Genomic DNA, 20677 nt, shown 5'->3' with positions numbered 1-20677 from the left:
GGAAATTTACTCGATACCATCTTAAAAAATCTATTTAATTAGACCGCGTGCTTTGGCTACCAAAATCGCACCTAGGCCTGCGAGATGTGCTTGAGTTTCATCAGAAACGACCGTGATTGTTCCTGAGAAGTAATCATCATTCTTAATCAAGATCGCTAAGGCCTCTTTCATGATCGGTTTGCCACAGATAACGACTGGAGTGCCGGGCAGCATTTTGATGGCAGTACTGTTCTTGAGGGTCAATAAGTCAGCACCCAATATTGCGCCGAGCAAGAAATTGGCGCGATCATTGCGTTCATAAATCGTGAATTGATCGAGCGTGCGTACATTAAAACAAGTACGACCGAGTCCTATGGTCTGTGCCGACTGCGCGCCTGCCAATAGCATTTCTTCATTAATGGAAGTGGCAAATTGCGAGTCGAGTGATTGAGCGAGGATGGTATTGTGGGTTATCACATACATCAATTCGCCTGCCAATGTCGTCACACAACCCGTGATACGATTTTTATCATCGATGCACACGAATTTAGAGTGAGAGCCCGGCATCACCATCATGGCTGGACCTGTAATGGCGAGTTGGTCCACCACACTCATGACTTCGACTTCTTCGCCGCGCATCATATCCATGGCTTCGCAATTGTGTAGGCCGATGTTGTCGACTACATTGCGTACACCAGGAACAAACCAGATAGGTTTAGGGAAGACTTCAGGAATCGTGACCGATACCATGCCGCGGGCGAGTTGTTGCAAACCAGCTGGGGCGAGAACATGAGGTAATTCAAATAGCCCGACGTTCGAACTGATCATGCCGGAGCCAATCACGAGATCGATTTGTTCGCTATCGATACTGGCGGCGGCCAGAGTTTTGGCGATGGTTTCGCGCACACCGTTTTGTAGCTTTTCACGGTTACCAGTGATCGCGGTATCGCGGACACCGACTTCGCATGCTTGATGAGCAAGCACAGCGCCGTCATGCCACAAGGTAACGCGCGTGTTGGTAGTTCCAGTATCAATAGTAATGATATGAGTCATGTCAAATGAGACCTAAATGAAAATGGGTGTACTTGGCCTAATAGCAAAGACGGTAGTTGCAAAGCATTGGCTGTAATAAAACAAGACTTGCGGCTGTCTTCGCTATCAGCATGATATGCCTCCTTCATTGCTTAAAAAACAAAAGCAGAACGCATATCTCGCCAAGCAGATGTCACGCAGCTTAACGGGGCAGATCAGTGATCGCAAGCGAGGAATATTTGAGATGTCATTAAGAAATATTTGACGATCAAAATTTTCCTCGATGTTGAACTATCCATTTTTTCCAATTTCCGACAAAATCCAGCGGCAAATCTCAGCAAAATCCCCACCATAAAGCTGATTTAGTGGGTTATTTCCTTGGCGGCATCATTTCTCGAAGGCGATGGCAAAAAACGAATTTGTTTTATTTAGGCAATAAATGAGCAAAATAGTAGCACCGATTGCCGCAAAAAACAGTCATTCTGGACACCTATAATATTTCAAGATCTCATTAAGTTTTTTTAAATGAAGTTCTGATATGGTATCGTTTTTCAATGAGGGTCCCATGTCTAAACGTCTGCCACCGTTAAACGCTTTGAAAGTTTTTGAAGTCGCCGCCCGTCGACTGAATTTCACGCGCGCGGCAGAAGAGTTACATGTGACCAATGCGGCGGTTAGCCATCAAATCAAATTGCTCGAAGATTTCCTTGGCTTAGATCTTTTCCAGCGTAGTAATAACGTCTTGAAATTGACTGAAGCCGGCGAGCGTTACTTGCCACGCATACGTGAGGGTTTTAAAACTTTCCAGCAAGCGACAGATGCGCTGCTTAACGATAACAATGTCTTATTACGCGTCGGTGTGCCGCCATCGTTTGGTTCTAAATGGTTGGTGCCACGTCTATACCGATTCTTAAATCGTCATCCACAAGTTCGCGTAGAAATCGTTTCTGAAGTCGATCGCAGTTATCGAGATTGCGATATTTCGATTGATTTTCGTCGCACCCAATTCGCCGATTTTCGTATCGAGCCCTTCATCGTGACCGAGGTTTTCCCCGTCTGTAGTCCAGCGATTGCCAAGACATTAAGCATACCCGCTGACTTGAGTAAGCAAACGCTATTGCATGAAGTGAGCGCCATGAATGACCCTGATTACCCGAGTTGGCAATCTTGGTTTTCTACTTTAGGCGTGACCGATAAGGAAGTGCGTAAGGGTCCTCTATTTACGCTGGCTTTAATGGCCTTGCAGGCGGCCATTGATGGACAAGGCGTGGCATTAGGGCAAGCGTTGTTGGTGGAGTACGACATCGCTGCAGGTCGCTTAGTTCGACCTTTCGATGTGCAAACGCCATTGCGTTTGGACTACTACCTAATTTACGCCGCCGATATGAAAGAGAACGCAGCCTTCCAAGCTTTTCATCAGTGGTTGATTAATGAAGCTAATTCGCATTGAGCTTAATACCATTAATTCCTTCGTTCCCTTTTTGATTGTATTGATTGACGGTCATGTTGCCACTAAGTCGAATTTTTCACCATGGTACTGAGCTTCCTTTAATTCGGCGTGACTTTATCTTGTTCACTGCGCGTTGTGGTCTCACCGGTGCCTTGCAATTAAGTACCAAGATTGATCGATCGTTCCTGATTGTGCAGTTGAGTCAGTCCTGCCAAAACACACAGACACAGGAACAAACTTGGAGCAGTAGTGCTGCCTTGTGCGATCGCATTACCCAATCCCATCTTGCACAAGATGTGGTGCAACTGAAGGGACAGCGTTATCGTTTCGAAGCCTCAGTCGTGGCATTTGCCTTGCACGCACATCATGTGCCTGCTAGCAGCTTGGCACCAACGAAATTCGATGAACTCATCTTTGTAGGGAATTCTCAACATTGCGTGAGTCAAGCGCTTCGTTGTGCTGATCTCGCGCACAAGATTGTGGTTTTGGGTGCGCGGCAGCCCGAGCACAGTGAGCATGCCTTACAGAATTGCTTAATGCGTTTGCAGGGTCGTCAAGAAAAAAGTTTAAAAGCGATCGCCCTCTAAATTTTTTTGATGAGCCTCGAAAAAATCTCGCTGTTGCGCTTTTCTCTTTATGCGTAGCATGCTGACATGCTTGATCCAATCAAATAAAGGTGTTTTATGTTGCAACCAACATCCAAATCATTATCCCCTCGCTTTCAGCGCACAGCCTTGTCGATATTCCTGTCTGCCGTTATGACTAGCGCCGCCCTCGTTCCAAACAGTGCCATTGCGAGCAGTATTGGTAACGTCAAGAAGATCGAAAACATTGGTGGCCAACAACAGTTACAAATTCAAACTGACCGCGGGCATCTCGTGCAAATTAGTATTCTGCGTCCAGATATGTTTCGCGTTTGGGTCGGCCTTGATGGCAAGTTAGTTGGGGCAGGTGATAAAGCTGCCCCTATCGTTCTCCCACAGGATTTCGGTCGAGTTGATTTCAAGATCAGTGAACAGTCGGATTACCAACTCATACAAACTTCCGCAATGGCTTTGCGTGTGTATCGCAAACCCTTCCGTTTAGCCCTGTATAAAGCCGATAATCGCAGCCTCTTGTGGCAAGAAATGCAGCCATTAGAAATTGGCGAAAAAGCGAGCTTCCAAACTTTGTCGAGTAGTGCAGATGAAGCCTTCTTCGGTGGTGGTCAGCAAAACGGTGCGTATGCTTTCAAGGGCAAATCGCTGGAAGTTTCTTATTCCGGTGGTTGGGAAGAAAATGATAGGCCAAGTCCCGCGCCGTTCTATATGAGTAGCAAGGGTTACGGCGTTCTACGCAATACCTGGAGCAATGGTAATTACGATTTTCGTTCCAACGAATTCATCACTAGCACTCATAACGAAAAACGTTTTGATGCTTATTATTTTGTCGGTGACAGTATCAAAGAAGTGTTAAACGGCTACACCGCGCTTACCGGTCGCGCTCGCATGTTGCCGCGTTGGGCATACGAATATGGGGATGCCGATTGTTATAACGATGGCGACAATATCAAAAAGCCCGGCACTTTCCCCAAAGGCTGGAGCGATGGTCCAACTGGTAAAACGCCAGACGTTATACAATCAGTAGCCGCTAAGTATCGTGAGCACGATATGCCCGGTGGTTGGATTTTGCCAAATGATGGCTATGGCTGTGGTTACACCGATTTGCAAGGCGTGGTGAGCGGCTTGAAAAAATATGGTTTCCGCACAGGTTTGTGGACTGAAAACGGCGTCGATAAAATTAAGTGGGAAGTCGGCACGGCGGGCACGCGAGCTCAAAAACTTGATGTGGCCTGGACGGGCGCTGGCTATCAATTTGCACTCGATGCCAATCAAGCTGCAGCGCAGGGTATTTTAGAAAACTCCAACTCCCGTCCTTTTTTGTGGACCGTCATGGGCTGGGCAGGTATGCAACGCTATGCGGTGACATGGACCGGCGATCAAAGCGGTAGTTGGGACTATATTCGTTGGCATATCCCGACCTTGATTGGCTCAGGTTTGTCGGGGCAAGCGTATGCAACGGGTGACGTCGATGGTATTTTTGGCGGTAGCCCAGAGACTTATACGCGCGATTTGCAATGGAAGGCATTTACGCCAGTATTGATGGGTATGTCGGGTTGGTCGCAAAACGTACGCAAACATCCTTGGTGGTTTGATGAGCCCTATCGCAGTATCAATCGTGATTACCTCAAACTGAAGATGCGTTTGATGCCCTATATGTACACCTTGGCACAAGATACCGAGCAAAGTGGCGCGCCAATTGTACGTGGTTTGATGTGGGATCATCCGCATGACTCGCATGCCAATGATGAGAATTACAAATACCAATTCTTCCTCGGGAAAGATTTGTTGATCGCACCGGTGTATCGCAGCCAAGCGGCGAGCAAAGGCTGGCGCAAGGCTGTGTATTTACCTCAAGGGCAATGGATAGACTATTGGGATGGACGTGTCGTCAACGCGGGTGCCGACGGCAAGCTGATCGACTATCAAGTTACGCTAGAAAAATTACCGGTGATGGTACGTGCAGGAGCAATTTTACCTATGTATCCTAGCGCGCTCTACGATGGTCAAGTACCCAAGGATGTATTAACCTGGGACATTTATCCGCATGGCAATAGCAGCTACACTTTGTACGAAGATGATGGTGAAAGTCGTCAATATCAACAAGGTGAAAAGAGTACCCAGCAGATTCAAGTCTTCGCGCCTGAAGACCAAGCAGGCGATATTCACATTAAATTAGATGGCGTGCGTGGCAGCTATCAAGGAATGGAAGCGCAGCGTGTCCAGCAATTTCAAATTCATACGCGCGTCAAACCAAAAAACGTGCAACTCCAAGCACAAGATTTAAAAGAAGTCGCTAGCCGCGCGGAGTTTGAACAAGCGGTATCAGCATGGTATTTCGATGCGGCGCATCAGTATGGCGTAGTGTATGTGAAGACAGCGAAGATAGACGTACGATTGCCAGTTGCCTTAGATCTTTTCATTCCTCGTGAATTAAGCTTAGCCAGCACGGCTGATTATCCCGCTGCACCCGCCACCGGCGATGTGGTAGCAGCAGATTCTTTGATTGTCTTGAATCGCCCTGCGGAGGAGCCTGGGCATCCGCTCGAAAACGCATTCGATGGTAAGCCAGGGACTTGGTTCCGCACCTTGCGTGATCAATCTCAGAAAACAGGCCCACATGAATTTACCTTGGCATTAGGTGAACGCCGCTTGATTAAAGGTTTTGAAATTGCGCCGCGCAACGATAAACATTGGGATGCCGGGCAAGTCAAAGACTTTGAAGTCTATATGGCCGATAGCAATGGCGAATGGGGTAAGCCAATTTATGTGGGGCAACTGAAGAAACAAGAAGCGAAACAACGGGTGGAGTTTGCAGCTAAAGCAGGGCGTCTGTTCCGATTGCGCGTGCTAAGTTCACACGATCAAGCTGAGGACGGCAATGCGCAAGATCCTATGGTGTTGACCAGCAATGATGCAGCGAACGCGCCGCGCGCTTATAACGCGTTCACGCCGGTTTCTGTGCCACCGATTACGATCTCGGAGTTTGCCTTGCTCGAACAACAGAACCCAGATCGCGCACAGCAGCAAGTGTCGCTCTCAGATCAAGCTGAGTTACTAGGGAAATCAAACGCCAGTGCAGCGCTGAAGGACAGGGTAAAGGCAAAACATGCTAGCAACGAGCAAGGCATGATGCAAATGAATGGTTTGAAGTTCCGCAAGGGTCTAGGCGTCGTCAATGCAAGCGAAGTGCATTATCGTCTGCATGGCAATTGGCAAACTTTCCGTGCTGATGTTGGTATTGATGATGCCTGCCGTCAAAATGGTGGTTTGCAATTCCAAGTGTTCGGTGATGGCAAACTCTTGTTCGATAGTGGTCTCATAGAGGCGCCTGCGGTGGTCAAACCAGAGCTCGATATTCGTGGAATCTCCTTACTGAGTTGGAAAACGACGGGCGTCAAGAGCAAGAACAATGCACCCGTTTGCGCCAATTGGGCGAACGCGACAGTGATCGGTTTCGCGGGAGATCGCGTCGGCAAATAGATAAGCGCCTTGTGTTGGGCTTACCATGGCTTCTTGGAGGCAAATCCGCAGCCCAACACACAGCATTATCATGGAAGACTCAAAACTGACGCTGGCCTCGCCGTCTTAGTGAGCTGTCTGCGTTCCCAGTTTAGCCAGCACAATTTTAAGACGACACCCCTGAAATTGAACTAAACTCTTCCCCGAACATCCAACGCTTTTGGCGTCGATTTTTGGGGAAGACAGCATGTTCAAACTACACCATAGTGGGCCTTTCTTGAAGGCAGATAATTTCAAGAAAGCGCGTCATGCTTTGCTAGCGATGCTCGTTATTGCAAGTACTACGACGTCTTCATTGGCACAAACTGCTACGCCAACAGCAAGCCAAGCAATAGCGACTACTGTAGCCTTAAGTCCAGCTCAAGCTCATTTTGAGCCGAGTTACCGCCAACTCCGGCAAGAGTTCAATGCCGATAATGCCTATAACACGGTCGCTTTTGTCGAGAAATATTGGCGTATCGCAGGTAACACGGGGTTTAACGCCAGTATTCATCACGTAGAAAAAATTCTGCAAGATGCGGGTTACCAAAAAGAAGTGAATGGCGAGAGTGATGGCCCTTTAACCTATCGTATTGAAACCAAAAAGATGAAGCGCCCCACTTGGGAGCCAGTCGATGGACGCTTAAGTATTGTTGGCGACCAAACAACTTTGCTTGAGTTTGCTAGCAATCGCAATATGCTTGCAGTCAATTCTGCGAGCACGCCAGCGGCGGGCGTTGAAGCAGAAGTTGTCTTCGCTGGTAAAGGCAGTGCTGCCGAATTAGACGCAAAAGAAGTACAAGGCAAGATTGTTTTTGTTGAAAACGCCGCTGCTGCAGTGTTTGGCAATGCGGTGAAACGCGGTGCTATTGGCGTCATCTCCTATGCGATGCCAGCCTACACCCAGCCACAGAAATACATCAACTCGATACAGTTTCAAACGCTCCCTTACCTCGATGCCAAACGCCAAATCTGGGCCGTCGTTTTATCCTATCAAGCCAAAGAAAAATTGAAACAAGCTTTGGCCAAATCGAGTGTGAAATTAGCAGTGAAAGTGGAGACCAAATTATACGAATCTGAAGAACTGACTTTGATTGCGAACGCACGCGGTCGTAGTCTTGCAGATCAACGCTTTGTCTTCAGCGCACACGTTCAAGAACCAGGTGCCAATGACAATGCGACAGGGGTCGGCACCTTGGCGGAAATGGCACGTGTCACAGCGCAATTGATACAACAAAAAGCAATCGCACCAGAGCGCACGATCACTTTTATGTGGGGAGATGAAATTAACTCCACCGCGCGTTACATCGCTGAAAACCCCAAACGTGCCGCAGGCATACAATGGGGATTGAGCCTCGATATGGTCGGTGAAGATGTGAGCAAAACCGGTGGCAGCTTCTTAATTGAAAAAATGCCAGATCCTTCGGCGATATGGACACGGGGCAATGAGAAACACACGGAGTGGGGTGGCTCAGTGTTAAAAGAGTCCGACATGATGCCTAACTACTTTACCGACTTCTTGTTGGGCCGCTGTCGTCAACAGGCGTTGGAGAGTGGTTGGCAAGTCAATGCCAACCCCTACGAAGGTGGCAGCGATCATACGCCTTTCCTCAATGCCAAAATCCCTGGTCTTCTGATGTGGCATTTCACCGACGCTTTTTATCACACTGATCTCGATCGCATAGACAAAGTATCTAAGTCTGAGTTGCGCAATGTTGGTATCAGTGCACTAGCCGCTGCGCTCAGTTTGAGTACGGCGGATGAAGCAACGGTCGGCCACATCATCGACGAGCTGCTAGTCAATGCTAAGGACAGATTACAAACCGAATTCGCCTTGAGTGAGAAAGCAGTCAAGGGGGGCGCAGACGCTGCCAAAGAAAAACACATTTTGGAGGTGTGGACGAATTGGTATGTGGCAGCTTTTGACAAAATACGTGCTTTGCCGACGGCTGGTATGACACAGCATCTGAATGTACGCGTACAAAAAGCGCAAACCGAACTTGTTAAGCTATCCCGAAATCTAGAGGAAAAATTAAATTGAGATCATTAACTCAAGAGACTAAAGTTAAACAAAGACAATGTTTGTAAATTTCAATTTTTTATTGGGCGTCTGTACACTTATAGTGTGTATGTGTGTTGGCACTTCCGTTTCTGCCAGTGACCGCGTCGATTGCACTCTTAAATCTAATCTGACGATGCGCTTTGAAGGTCATCGTGGTCGCTTGGAACGTCTTTCGCTCGGCGCATATGAGGAGACACATTATGGTCGTATTTCCGATCACTTTGCATATGCCTATGGTTTCACGATCATTGAAGGCGATCATACCGTGATTGGACCTAAGCAGGTGATAGGTTTTCATGATGATAGACCGGATTGCCGCAATGTTGTGATGAGCGACAATGCGATTTTTTATTTCGCGGAAAATACCGTATATCGCTTTAAGGACGCCGAAGGAAAACTCGGCGGAGAACAATTGTTGATAAGTGTAGATGGCGGAAAAACCTTCTCGCAAAATTTATTTCCTGGCGCCCTGAATAGCTTGCATGACCCGAATGAAGTGGCGGAACACCGCATCGCAATTAACAATTTTGGCTATCATCGTGGGCGCATCAATTCCGATGGTCAACGTTTGCAATTAGAATTAACTAATCCGCTTGACTACCAACAGTTTCTGTATTTTGAATCGACAGATTTAGGCCGCCATTGGCAGCGTGGCATAACTTCAAATTTGCCGCGTGTTTACTCGCAACTTGAAGTGGAGAAATGGCGGGAGTTGTTTGCCCGTAACCGCTGGTTAGATCAACGTTTCAAAGCCGCGCAGCAAGCTTGTTTGAACGCTATCGAACAAGCTTGTGCATTGAAAACAGAAAATGCATGGGACGCTGCAATTAAACCTTGTTTGGATAGAGCGAACTGGCAGCTTTGTGTAAAGGAGTTCGTTGTGCCCGAAGTTTCTCACTAATTTGTTTTTCGATAAGCTAGCTTTTTCATTATCCTCACGGCAATTAGAATTCAATTGCATTGGTCCTGATAGTATTGTGTTGCTTCATTCCTCGTAGATTGCTTGGCAAGATTGCTCGCGTTATATCACCATGCTAAGATCGATAAGGCTAAATCAATCAAGGAGTTAGGGAAGATGAAAGTGCCGACTTGTCGTTGTTGTACCCCCGTCCCAAGTCCTTCTGCGGCACTTGTTGAACCAGCGAATGTCAACCTGGTATCGCATCGGCGCCGACATATTTTTCTTGCTCCTGTGGCTGTTTTTCTGAGTGGGGCATGGGGAATGGCAAAAGCTGGCGATGACTTACTCAGCCCTTTTGCAAAGCCGAAAACTAAAGATGGGAAACCCAATGCCCCGAGTGTGAGTAATGCTGCAGCAATGGCGGCATCCGAATCTCGCGCTATGGCGGAAAGGTCGGTTTCCGCGCTCGCAGGACTGTGCGCCAACACCAATGCTTTAATCGAACAGTTGGCGAAGTTGCGCGCCGAGATTGCTGAACAGCAGCGTAAACGACAAGAGCTTGAAGCGTTCAAAGCAGCGGAAATGGAAGATTATCGAAATGGTTTGTTCTGTAGTGGATGCAATCGAACCAAGCGCGATATATTGTCAAAAGGCGAGACCTTTCCCCATTCAGGCCAGAAAATTATTGCACCGACGCCGGAGCAAATTGCGAACAAAGACGCTGAGTTACAACGGCCAATTGATCAACTAACGGCAGCACTTGCAAAGAATAATAAAGACGCCGTCGTCACCGACACCATCATGCGCGATGGTCGTGAACAAATCGAATTTGGTGTGTGGCTATGGGAGACGTCTATAGGCTCAGAGCGTTCGGCAATGCAAAAGAATTTGCAGCGCAAACTAGATAAGTTACAAGCTGAATTAAAACAAATCGAGAAAACCATAGACGATATTCGGATGGCTGAGTTCGCTAGCAAAAAGAATCAAGAAGTGGCTAGTCTCGAAGCAGATCGACGTATGTGGCAGGAGGTCTTGCAAAAACGACGTGAGGCGATGGAGCAAGAAAAGTTAGATTACCAACGTCAGATGACGAAGCTAGAACGCATATATGCCGATGAGCAAACGCGCATTGCTGATTTTACGGCAAGAGGTGCATTGCATTTGCAGATCAATGTCGTTCCTAGCACGCGTGGGCGCGGTTCTATGCTTGATCCTTTCAATCTTGGTGTACATTTTCGGCTTGGCCGAATGTTGTCACGTAGTGACGTAGCGGGGCAGGTACATCCAGAGATTGTCGCCTCAGTCGATCAATTCATCCAAAACTACAAGCGAGCAGCATTCTAATGAAAAATTTATTGCCATCACGATTCGAGTCGAAGCAATTGCGCGCAGTGCTGTGTTTTACGGTGTTCAGTTTGACCATGTCGCAGATTCATAATGGCGCTGCACAAGAGCGCCAAACGAAGGGTGTAAGTACCAAGTCAAAAGTTAATGCTAACGCCAAGGCCGCCGTGGAGCCTGTAAGCGTACAATCGGCTGATGTGTTGATCAGCAATGCAATCGCTGAGATCGAAAAGAATGAGTTGATTACGGCGCTGAGTTTTGCTCGTAAAGCGGTGGTGGCCGCGCCAGTCAATTATAAAGCGCACTATTACATGGGATTGATATTGTTCCGAATGGGCAATTTCGATCAGGCTGACGATGCGGCGTTTGAAGCGGTGAGATTTGCGCCAGAAGAAGCGCAATCATCGGTCAAGAAACTGCAGCAGGCCATCGCTTGGGGAAGAACATCCTTAGTCGCTGCCCGTGATGCAGAGAACGCGCAAAACGAAGGTTTGAACGGAAAAGCAGCGAGCGCTTGGAAGCTCGCTTGGGAGGCTGGATTCCAAAATGGTGAATACGGCTTTAATGCGGCGCAGCTTTACGTCGGGCGACTCGGTCAGCCAGTGGCAGGCGCTAAGATTTTACGTGAAGTTCTTGAAAAGATATCAGACCAAGCCATTTTGGATAAGTCGGGCGCATTACTGAAGAGTATTAGTCCCCAGCTTGACTCAATTGCAAATACACTGTTTCAACAGGCGAAACAGGCAGATGGAACTAGACAATTGCAATTCATTCGCGATGCGTTAGATGCGGATCCTAATCACATAGGTGCTTATGAGCTTTTAGCGCGTTACTACGTCAAGAACGGTGATATTGCGCAATTGAAGGAAGTATTGAAAGACCTCTCTCGTCGCAATCGTTTAGATCTTGGGGTATTGAAGCACGAGGCTTTTTTTGAATTACTGAAAACGAATGAATTTTCAAGCTGGCTAGTCGATTTGGTGGGAGATGTCGCCGTCAAGGCTTTGTCCTCTGATGTAGCCGAGTTGGAACGAAAACGTGACCAGCAGTTGCGTTATGAGCAGTCGATGCGTGAATATGCTAAAGCGATGGAGGTCTATCAAGATCGAATGGCACTATTTGCCAAATATACGCCATGCGTGAATGCAACACGACAAGCTTATTTCGCCTGTGAGGCGCGCATCCCTGCACCAGATAGTGGTTTTTTAGGCATTGGTGGTAATGCGGAGGATAGAGCGAAGCTTCATACCGCATGCGTCAACGGATACAACGAGAAGATTGCGCAGTGCCAGGCAAGCTATCCATCAACCCAACCTCAAGAGCCTGTTAAACCGACGCGCCCTTCAAATTAATATAGCGGTGACAATCAGCCGCGAATGCCACCAATACTGACGCTGCGAGATTTCGCACAATCTTTTTCTTTGGTGGCATCGCAGCTAGGTATCTGTTTCCGTACCCAGCTTTTCAAGCTGTTGATCATGTCACCTGAGGTTTCTGGAATCGCATATTGGATTTCACAGCGATATATTTTTGCCGCTAAGCCTTCCGAACCGGCCGCCTTGCAATTACAAAGGGGTGGTGTAATGCCGGCCTCAATCAAAGGCTCTCGGGCATGTGCGCAAGCATCGCCGATATCTTTTGATGCTGCGCTCGATATTGCCATTTGTGTTTTAGTGCTTTCAGTTTTTTCGGCTACTTTGTCTTTGGGTAAACTTGTTTCCGGCCAACACACGAAGCTTCCATCCGTATTACTTTGAAACTTGCCTTTGATACTGTCCCAAGAATTAATGTACCCAGGACAAGCTGCAAAGCGCATTTCGCCATTGCCAGATCGACTTGATTTCTCACCTGGCTTTAATGTCATCATGTGCGTGTAATACTGGTTAAACTTACTTTCAGTTTGACCGCACTGTTTTCCCCAAATTTTCTTTGTGATTGAACAGTAAGCAACACTCACATCAGTGGTGCAGTTGTTGGTGATTCTATATTCGCCGTTGCTACCACCAAGATTCTGAATCTCTACGCAGCTTGCCGGTGGCTCAACAGCGCAGGCAGAAAAGGACTGGAACAATGCTATTGCCGTCAATAGCACTATGCTTATGCTGTGCGACATTGATGCTCTTACTGTGGAGAACATTTCGCGACCCCGTTTTCAGTTGACTCATCTGTTATTAGACGCTGAAAGCATTGAGTCCGCAAGTGGAATGAATCATGTTCAATTCGTCGAGATCGGTAGTTTCATCAACATTTGTAGATGCTCTTGACCAATGGGTTCGGCTTTTTGCAGGCCAACCACTGCCCAACGCTGCGCATATTTTTCTGCGACCAATTGAATCTGGACGACTTCATGGTGGGCGCGCTGTTGTAAAAGTTGTGAATGGGGATGTGCGTAAGCTAAGCAATTGTTGATCACCCACGCCCAAGGCTCGATGCCTGCGCGTCGTAAATCGTCTTGCAGACCAGCCGCTTCTAAGACCGGAGTGGTTTCGGCTAGTGTCACAATCAACACTTTAGTTTGTAGCGGATCTTGTAGTTGCATCATCGGGGTATTGAAGCGCATCCCCGTGCTCTCCATTTGACGAGCGATTTCACGATGGTAGGCACCTGTTGCGTCGAGTAACAATAAAGTGTGGCCGGTTGGTGCCGTATCCATTACCACAAATTTTTTTCCAGCTTCACGAATGACACGTGAGAAGGCTTGGAACACAGCGATTTCTTCGGTGCAAGGAGAGCGTAAGTCTTCTTCTAACAGTGCTCTTGCCTCTGTATCTAGATGTTTGCCTTTGCTAGCCATCACCTGCGAACGATAGGCTTCTGTTGCTGCTTGTGGATCGATTCTGCTAACACTTAAATTTTCAATTTCGCCATCGATTGCCGCCAGTACATGTGCCGCGGGGTCTGAGGTAGTGAGATGGACAGGGTGGCCGCGACGTGCCAGTTCGACTGCAACCGCTGCGGCGATCGTGGTTTTGCCGACGCCGCCTTTGCCCATCGTCATGACTAGCCCATGTCCGTCACGTTCGATTTCATTGATTAAGCTTTCAAGCTCGGGTGCCTGCGGTAAATGGTCGACGAAGTCAGTGATATGAGCGTTGCCCGCATGGGTGTTACTTTTGTTTTCTTGCTGGCCGTCCTCGGGCATTTGTACTGCACCAAGTAAAGCACGCAGTGCCGGTAGTCCAACCAAATCAAAACCCAAGAGCTGAAGTTGATCCTTAGGCAGCGTGCTAAGGACAGCAGACATTTTCTGTAATGCCAATTGCTCACGATGATACAGGGCGAGGGCCAATTCATCGTGCATGGTCTCCGCAGCCGGCATCACACCGTTGATGACTAAGTATTGCGACCGAAAGCCAATCGCGCTTAATTCTTCATGGGTGCGGGCGGCTTCGCGTAGCGCTGTCGTTTGCGCACGGGCGACTAAGATCATTCGTGTCTTGAGTGGATCGGCCAAGGCAGCGACGGCAGCATGATACTGTTCTTTCTGTTTTCCTAGACCGGCCAATGGGCCAAGGCAAGAAGCGTCGCCTTTGCCTTCGTCGAGAAAGCTCGACCATGCGCCAGGTAGTTGCAACATGCGTATGGTGTGACCGGTGGGTGCGGTATCAAAAATAATATGGTCGAATTGCGAAGTGATTGTGGTGTCAGTCAGCAAAGCAGTGAATTCATCAAAGGCTGCAATCTCTGTGGTGCAAGCACCAGAAAGCTGCTCTTCCATGGCATTGACAACCGTATCGTCGAGAACGCCGCGAGCAGGTTCGACAATGCGGTCGCGATATTGTTGTGCTGCTGCTTGCGGATCAATTTCGAGGGCGGACAAATGAGGAACTGCGGTTACCGCAGTAATGTGATTGCCAATGTGGATGCCAAAAACCTGCCCGACGTTGGAAGCAGGGTCAGTACTCACCAATAAAACTCGCTTTTGTTGATCCGCAAGTCGTATCGCCGTTGCGCAGGCCAAGGAGGTCTTGCCGACGCCGCCTTTGCCGGTAAAGAATACGAACGCTGGCAATGAGTCTAAAAAAATCACAAGCGGCTCCTTGATTGGCCATAAACCGTTAGTTGATGCAGCGATTCGATCACACCACCACTGGCGATTAAAGCATGTTCTAGTGCTTCGTCATTGCGCTAGCTCAGGTTTACGTCGTCTTTGTTTTTATGCCATAACATCAGAGATGCTATCCATTTCCTGTTTTAGGGCAATACGATCTTGTTGCAATGTTGCGAGATCAAGCGCCAAGAAGGCTTCGATTCGCGCACGGAGAATGCGATACGCCTGCATAAACGCGGCGTCGATTTCTTCATCAGTACCGGTGGCATGCGCTGGGTCTTCCACTCCCCAATGTGTGCGCAAGACAGGGCCAAGATAGGCAGGGCAAGTCTCGCCTGCAGCGCTGGCGCAAACGGTGATCACAATATCGGGTGTTGCCGGTAAATTATCCCAAGATTTGCTGAAATAGCCTTCTGTCGAAATACCTTCGCGTGCTAACAGTGCAAGCGAACGTGGATGGACTTGACCAGTAGGTTTGCTACCGGCACTCATCGCGCGCCAACCGGCAGGAGCTAAGTGATTAAACGTGGCTTCGCCTAAGATAGAACGGCAAGAATTGCCTGTGCAGAGAAATAGAACGTTCATGATGAATTAAGCCTCTTGTTGTACATTCGATTGTGGGTAGAGCCAGTTAAAGAGCCAAGTTGCTGAGCCCGCAGCCAACAGTTGTGCGGCGATGAAACCCGCTGTATCCGTGGGACGAATTCCAGCAAACGTATCGCTCGCCGCGCGCGCTAATGTCACAGCAGGGTTGGCGAAAGATGTTGAAGAAGTAAACCAATAGGCCGCTGTGATATAAGCTGCCACCGCGAAAGGTGTAGTCGCTGGGCGTGAGCGCGAGGTACTGATGATGACGGCGATCAAACCAAAGGTCGCCACAAATTCACTCCACCACTGAGATGCACCAGTGCGGACATGGGTAGAGGCGAAAAACGTCGGTAGATCAAACATCGCATGAGCGGCAGCAACGCCAGCAAATGCACCGAGAATTTGTGCTAACACATATGGCAAGACCCATTTTGCAGGCAGACTCTTCTGCCAAAAATCCATGAAGGTGACAGCAGGATTGAAGTGCGCGCCCGAGATGGGTCCGAACATCAAAATCAAAGCAACTAAACCCGCACCAGTTGCAATCGTATTCGCAAGCAACGCGACTGCTGTGTTACCGGCAGAGAGATTCTGCGCCATGATGCCGGAACCGACGACGACTGCGAGCAAGAACGCCGTACCGAGAAACTCGGCCACTAAGCGTTTAAATAAGGTGATGTGAGTAGACATAAAATGATGAAAAAGTGAAATGAGAGAACGGTTTATGCGGCAGACTTGGCAGCTTTAGGTTTGCAGTTGAGCGACTTGTTGAGTGATTTACTGAGTGTCGGCGCACATGGTTCGCCAGCGCAGCAGCTTTCCGTCAAAAAAGCGATGAGCTCGTTCATAGCCTCAAAGTTGGCGGAGTAAATAATGAAGCGACCATCTTGTTGAGCTACGATCAAACCAGCATGCGATAACTCTTTGAGATGGAAAGATAGAGACGATGAAGGCACTTCCAGTTGCTCCGCAATTTTGCTCGCGGCTAAGCCTTCAGGCCCGACGGCAACCAGTAAGCGAAAAATTGCCAGACGGGATTCCTGCGCAAGGGCGGCGAGGGCAGTGATGGCGGATTTGGTTTCCATGGGCAAGTGTTCCCTTTAATTTTCAAATTTCGATAATTCTATATTTATCGAAATATGGAATCAAGTAGTAAATTGGTTTATTGAGAAAATGGTCAATCTGGCTAGTTTTTTCGATGATAAATCTAGTTGGATGCTGGCATTTGCCCCAAAATTCTGAGGATAAAGGGCGCTTTCGCTTCGGTATAAGCCGCTTTGTCATGGGCAAATTCAGTCGCTAAACGCAGTTTCAAGGCTTGGTATTCCTCGCGTATAGCCGCTTGCGTGCGCAGTTGATCTCTAAAAAATAGATGCTCTCGCCATAGCTGAGAGCCAATCACCACACCGTGTACATGCAGTCGAAAGGGAGTACCCGACAATTCTGTCTGCGCGGCCTTCACGAAGTAGCGGCGCTGCGGTATGTCGACTTCATATTTGGCGACATAGGTATAAGCGCTATTTTCAAGCGCGGTAATGTTCGTTTCGATATCGCTTAAGCTTGATGCACCGAGCAAGATGTCAATCACGGGCTTGGCACTCAGCCCCTGGATGGCAGTGCTACCTATATGCTCAATTTGAAAATCAGGAGTGATGAACAAGTTCTGTAGTTCTTGCTTGGCTGAGTCGAAGGCTTGCGGCCATGTCTCCTGATATGCGCTAAGTATCAGTTCGGGCTTCAAGAAGTGTTTGAGCATAGACATCATGCGCTACGACAGTTTGCTAAGGCTTTTGAGGAGCTAGCCGCTTCATCACGTATCCAATTGGCGAAGGCCATGAGCTTGTGACTTTGCGCATCTTGCTGTCGATAGATCATCCAATGCGAAAATGGGTCGCGACTACTCAAACTAATCGGGCGAATCAGATGATGGGCAAAGAGATCTTCAATCACCAAGACATCGAGCGCCAGACATATTCCATGCCCAGACTTTGCGGTATCGATGGCGAGATGTTCATGGCTATAAAACGGCCCTTTGCTCGCGTGTTCTTGTAGTGCTTTTTGATCGGCCTGACTGATTGCTTCGTCAAGTGCTAACTGCTGCAACCAAGCTTGCCAGCGTTCACCGACTTCCGCTGTTTGTCGATCTGGCGGCAGTGGTAGGCGCAGCAGTGTATGCGAAAGTAAGTCGCTCGGTTTTTGTAATGGCGTTCGCTTGGCAGCAAACGTCTTAAGCCCATAAACTGGAAATAAGTAAGTTTCTTCCCATAGTTTTTCAACATGCAAACCGTTATCCGTGTTGTAGCCGCCTTTGCCATAGCGCAGTACCACATCGATGCTCGCGTCTTTAATCAAGTCATGAGTTTGGTTTTCAGACGATAAACGCAAATCGATATCGGGATGCCGCGCATGAAAGCGACTCAAACGTGGCACTAGCCATTTCGCTGCAATCGAAGGTGCGGCGCTGACGACTAATACATTGTGGTCCAAGGTTGAGCTACTGGCTTTCACCAAGGCGTCTTGTAGTTGTGTGAAAGCAGCAGATACTTGCTGCGATAAGTCACGTCCCGCGTCGCTTAATTGCACTAAACGATTAGAGCGTATGAATAGTGGAACGCCCAAATAATCTTCCAATGAACTGATCTGGTGGCTAATCGCGGCTGGCGTGACGGATAGCTCCAGTGCCGCATGTTTAAAACTACCGAGACGTGCGGCGGCCTCAAAGGCGCGCAAGGCAGCAAAGGGAGCGGAACGAAGATGGGGAGTTTTACGCATGACTTCAGTTTAGCAGAACTAATCTGAACCGCAAAAATCATCATTTGTCAGCCGAGCGGGCACTCTCTAGACTGCTGTTTATTCAGAGCTTGTTCAGACAAACTAATCTTCATTACATAATTCAAAATATCATGCGAAGCGACAACTCAAATCCACGCCATTTTGTTTTTCTATTGGCCAGCACACGCGCCAATGGCAATAGCGAACAACTCGCCCGACACGCCGCTTCTTATTTACCCAAAGACACCAAGCAAAGCTGGATACGTCTGCAGGATTATGCAATGCCCGCATTTACAGACATCAGACACGAAGGCGATGGCAGTTATGCAGCACCCGAAGGCGCAGCCAAAGATTTACTCGAACTCACCCTAAGTGCGACCGATTTGGTCTTCGTCACGCCGTTGTATTGGTATAGCTTACCGACATTAGCCAAACACTATCTCGATCACTGGTCAGGTTGGATGCGTGTACCAGGCTTGCAATTTCGCGAACAGATGCAGGGCCGTCGGTTTTGGAATATCACCGTGACCGCAGATCAAGACCAAAGCTACGCGCACGGCTTAGTGGAAAGCCTACGTCACACCGCAGGGTATATGCAAATGGAATGGCAGGGTAGTTTGATCGGCTATGGTAATCGGCCAGGCGATGTGATGGATGATTCGCAATCGGTGGAACAGGCCAGACGTTACTTCGTCGCTACTTAGCGCAATTATTTGTCAGTGCGATTTGGTCAGGGCGCAATGAGGCGCACCATAGGCTGCATCAGCAAATCGCTATTCTCACGCAAGGGGATTAGTTCGCCAGTTGCGATAAAACCGTGTTCTTGATATAGCCGTATCGCGGCGGTTTCGGTACTGGTCACTTCCAGTAGCAAACGCCGCGCAGCCTTACTCAACGCCCAATCGATCGTCGCTTCAATCAAAGCGGACCCAGCACCACACCGACGTGCTTGCGGTGCTACCCACATTTGATACAAGGCGACAGTCGCCTCTGCATCATCTAATAGCTTGCACCAGACCAAACCACATGCTTGATCGTCGACAAGCGCAAAGAATATCTGTGCTCTCTGCGACGCTAAAGCATTCTGAATACGCGTCGCCCATACCTCGTCACTACGCACAAGCTCCTCAGCATAGGTACTGCCGAAGGCGTCTGGCGTATCTTGTAGTGATTGCAGGCGCAATGCTTTATAGACTTTCCAGTCATGGGCGGTGATAGCGCGGATAGTGAGTGATGTCATTAACGGGAATTATGATGAGTGCATGTGCTTGACTTAATACACGATAGCACTAGCGACGTCTGCTCACAACCACAACCCGATAACGTTGTAGCGTTTGGTCGTATTCACGGTTAATTCTATCGATTTCAGTTTCGTAAGTCGCTAATTGATCTTGGCTTTTTTTGATAGAACGCGTCAACTCGTCGAGCCTTGATTGATATAGCTGTTGAAATGATTTCGAATTTTTGTCCAGCTGCTTTGCATTACTAATCTCTATTCTCAATTCATAGACAATATTGGCGAGGAGATCGAGCTGCTCCAAAACCATCTTCTTTTTGGCTTCAACGAGTTCAAGTGCCTTTTTTTGCGCTTGTGTGATATCTGATTCACTACGGAAATGGGCAGTCAGGAAACGCTCTTCGCGCAGAAACTCCTCAGCGACCATTTTTTGTTGCTGTTGTGATTCCACTTCCTGTGCTTTCTTTTGTTTTTCAGCAGCACTCAATGGAGGCATGATTTCGGACTTAAAGCTTCCTGAGTCAGAAAAAACGCGGATTAATTTACCGCGGCACTCTGCAGGCACGCGATCGGCTGAAATCATTTTACCTTCATGGCTTGTGCAACGATAAATCTCGGCGTAAGCGGGCACTGCGGTACAGAAAAACAGCGTCAAAAATGTGTTGATGCTAGCGAGGGTGCGAGCTCGCATTGGTGATGGCATTGCCGTTATCGAAGCGCTGATGTGTGAAAGGGCGCTTATGAACATCCGACTCGCATTCTTTACGGTACATCGTTTGACCTGTCTAAATCCACGAAGTGGCATGGTACTAGCTCCCCTGAATTCATATGAACTTGACTAGCCCTTTACGCGTTGGCGAAGTACAAAAAGGCTGAATCTTTTTATAAGATTGGGAACAGCAAGGAGCATGCCAGAAAATTTTTACAGGCATTGTTGGGACTTCTTTGTTGTGGTGTGGCTTGGTTCTTGAATCGGTGAAGTCACGGTACTAGCTCAGCTTGACGGGAGTTTGTTCGATGTTTCGAACGGCGCCAATCAAAACGAAACTTGACACCGTACATCTATTTTTTTACATGTCTTTTACATGTGAAAATAAAGAAATTGTGGGTCTTTTAGATAAAACCCGAGGCTTTCGCTTCGCCGTTTGAAGGCGCGAAGCC

Annotated in this window: 18 protein-coding genes; 8 read left to right on the top strand and 10 right to left on the bottom strand. The window is 48.2% G+C overall.

Translation table 11 applies throughout. From position 1 onward, the window contains the following. Window positions 1-30: 30 nt before the first annotated feature. A complete protein-coding gene (locus H8K36_RS06260) occupies window positions 31-1032 on the bottom strand; it encodes a 2-dehydro-3-deoxygalactonokinase (RefSeq protein ID WP_186914574.1) in 1002 nt (333 codons plus the stop codon). 544 nt (window positions 1033-1576) lie between these two features. Here H8K36_RS06260 and gcvA point away from each other — a divergent pair. The 7 genes from gcvA to H8K36_RS06225 all read left to right on the top strand — a co-directional run bounded on the left by gcvA (window position 1577) and on the right by H8K36_RS06225 (window position 12220). After that, window positions 1577-2461, top strand: coding sequence for a transcriptional regulator GcvA (gene gcvA / locus H8K36_RS06255; protein ID WP_186914575.1), 885 nt, complete (start codon window positions 1577-1579; stop codon window positions 2459-2461). Window positions 2462-2514: 53 nt separating this feature from the next. Next, window positions 2515-3048 (top strand): hypothetical protein, encoded by a 534-nt coding sequence (locus H8K36_RS06250; RefSeq protein ID WP_186914576.1) that lies wholly within the window; start codon window positions 2515-2517, stop codon window positions 3046-3048. A gap of 96 nt (window positions 3049-3144) precedes the next feature. Then, window positions 3145-6543 carry a TIM-barrel domain-containing protein gene (locus tag H8K36_RS06245; RefSeq protein ID WP_230404302.1) on the top strand — a complete coding sequence of 1133 codons (3399 nt, stop codon included), beginning with the start codon at window positions 3145-3147 and terminating at the stop codon, window positions 6541-6543. Window positions 6544-6769: 226 nt separating this feature from the next. Further along, window positions 6770-8602, top strand: coding sequence for a M28 family peptidase (locus tag H8K36_RS06240; protein WP_222611120.1), 1833 nt, complete (start codon window positions 6770-6772; stop codon window positions 8600-8602). 154 nt (window positions 8603-8756) lie between these two features. Further along, complete coding sequence (locus H8K36_RS06235; protein ID WP_186914577.1) at window positions 8757-9524, top strand: hypothetical protein; 768 nt, start codon at window positions 8757-8759, stop codon at window positions 9522-9524. Between the two features lie 174 nt (window positions 9525-9698). Further along, window positions 9699-10868 carry a hypothetical protein gene (locus tag H8K36_RS06230; RefSeq protein WP_186914578.1) on the top strand — a complete coding sequence of 390 codons (1170 nt, stop codon included), beginning with the start codon at window positions 9699-9701 and terminating at the stop codon, window positions 10866-10868. Next, a complete protein-coding gene (locus tag H8K36_RS06225; RefSeq protein WP_186914579.1) occupies window positions 10868-12220 on the top strand; it encodes a tetratricopeptide repeat protein in 1353 nt (450 codons plus the stop codon). Before H8K36_RS06230 ends, H8K36_RS06225 begins: the two co-directional genes overlap by 1 nt. A gap of 14 nt (window positions 12221-12234) precedes the next feature. Here H8K36_RS06225 and H8K36_RS06220 read toward each other — a convergent pair whose 3' ends face one another. The 7 genes from H8K36_RS06220 to H8K36_RS06190 all read right to left on the bottom strand — a co-directional run bounded on the left by H8K36_RS06220 (window position 12235) and on the right by H8K36_RS06190 (window position 18279). After that, window positions 12235-12981 (bottom strand): hypothetical protein, encoded by a 747-nt coding sequence (locus H8K36_RS06220; RefSeq protein WP_186914580.1) that lies wholly within the window; start codon window positions 12979-12981, stop codon window positions 12235-12237. A gap of 102 nt (window positions 12982-13083) precedes the next feature. Beyond that, a complete protein-coding gene (gene arsA, locus H8K36_RS06215; RefSeq protein WP_186914581.1) occupies window positions 13084-14898 on the bottom strand; it encodes an arsenical pump-driving ATPase in 1815 nt (604 codons plus the stop codon). Between the two features lie 126 nt (window positions 14899-15024). Then, window positions 15025-15504, bottom strand: coding sequence for an arsenate reductase ArsC (locus H8K36_RS06210; protein WP_186914582.1), 480 nt, complete (start codon window positions 15502-15504; stop codon window positions 15025-15027). 6 nt (window positions 15505-15510) lie between these two features. Further along, window positions 15511-16197: an aquaporin gene (locus H8K36_RS06205; RefSeq protein WP_186914583.1), complete on the bottom strand. Its 687-nt coding sequence runs from the start codon at window positions 16195-16197 to the stop codon at window positions 15511-15513. Window positions 16198-16229: 32 nt separating this feature from the next. Further along, window positions 16230-16592 carry an ArsR/SmtB family transcription factor gene (locus H8K36_RS06200; RefSeq protein ID WP_186914584.1) on the bottom strand — a complete coding sequence of 121 codons (363 nt, stop codon included), beginning with the start codon at window positions 16590-16592 and terminating at the stop codon, window positions 16230-16232. Window positions 16593-16714: 122 nt separating this feature from the next. After that, entirely contained in the window at window positions 16715-17272 is a 558-nt protein-coding gene (locus H8K36_RS06195) for a GrpB family protein (protein WP_186914585.1), read from the bottom strand. Beyond that, entirely contained in the window at window positions 17269-18279 is a 1011-nt protein-coding gene (locus tag H8K36_RS06190; RefSeq protein WP_186914586.1) for a LysR substrate-binding domain-containing protein, read from the bottom strand. Before H8K36_RS06190 ends, H8K36_RS06195 begins: the two co-directional genes overlap by 4 nt. Window positions 18280-18410: 131 nt before the next feature. Between H8K36_RS06190 and H8K36_RS06185 the strand changes: the two genes are divergently transcribed. Next, window positions 18411-18983 (top strand): flavodoxin family protein, encoded by a 573-nt coding sequence (locus H8K36_RS06185; RefSeq protein ID WP_186914587.1) that lies wholly within the window; start codon window positions 18411-18413, stop codon window positions 18981-18983. 26 nt (window positions 18984-19009) lie between these two features. Here H8K36_RS06185 and H8K36_RS06180 read toward each other — a convergent pair whose 3' ends face one another. Both H8K36_RS06180 and H8K36_RS06175 read right to left on the bottom strand, forming a co-directional pair. Then, on the bottom strand, window positions 19010-19519 hold the full coding sequence (locus H8K36_RS06180) for a GNAT family N-acetyltransferase (RefSeq protein WP_186914588.1): 510 nt from the start codon (window positions 19517-19519) through the stop codon (window positions 19010-19012). Window positions 19520-19568: 49 nt separating this feature from the next. Then, window positions 19569-20099, bottom strand: coding sequence for a hypothetical protein (locus tag H8K36_RS06175; RefSeq protein ID WP_186920440.1), 531 nt, complete (start codon window positions 20097-20099; stop codon window positions 19569-19571). Between the last annotated feature and the right edge of the window lie 578 nt (window positions 20100-20677).

The organism is Affinundibacterium nitidum (genome assembly GCF_014284155.1).
GTDB lineage: Bacteria > Pseudomonadota > Gammaproteobacteria > Burkholderiales > Burkholderiaceae_D > Undibacterium > Undibacterium nitidum.
The sequence above is the reverse complement of the archived record's forward strand: the minus strand, read 5'-3'. Positions and strand labels throughout refer to the sequence as shown.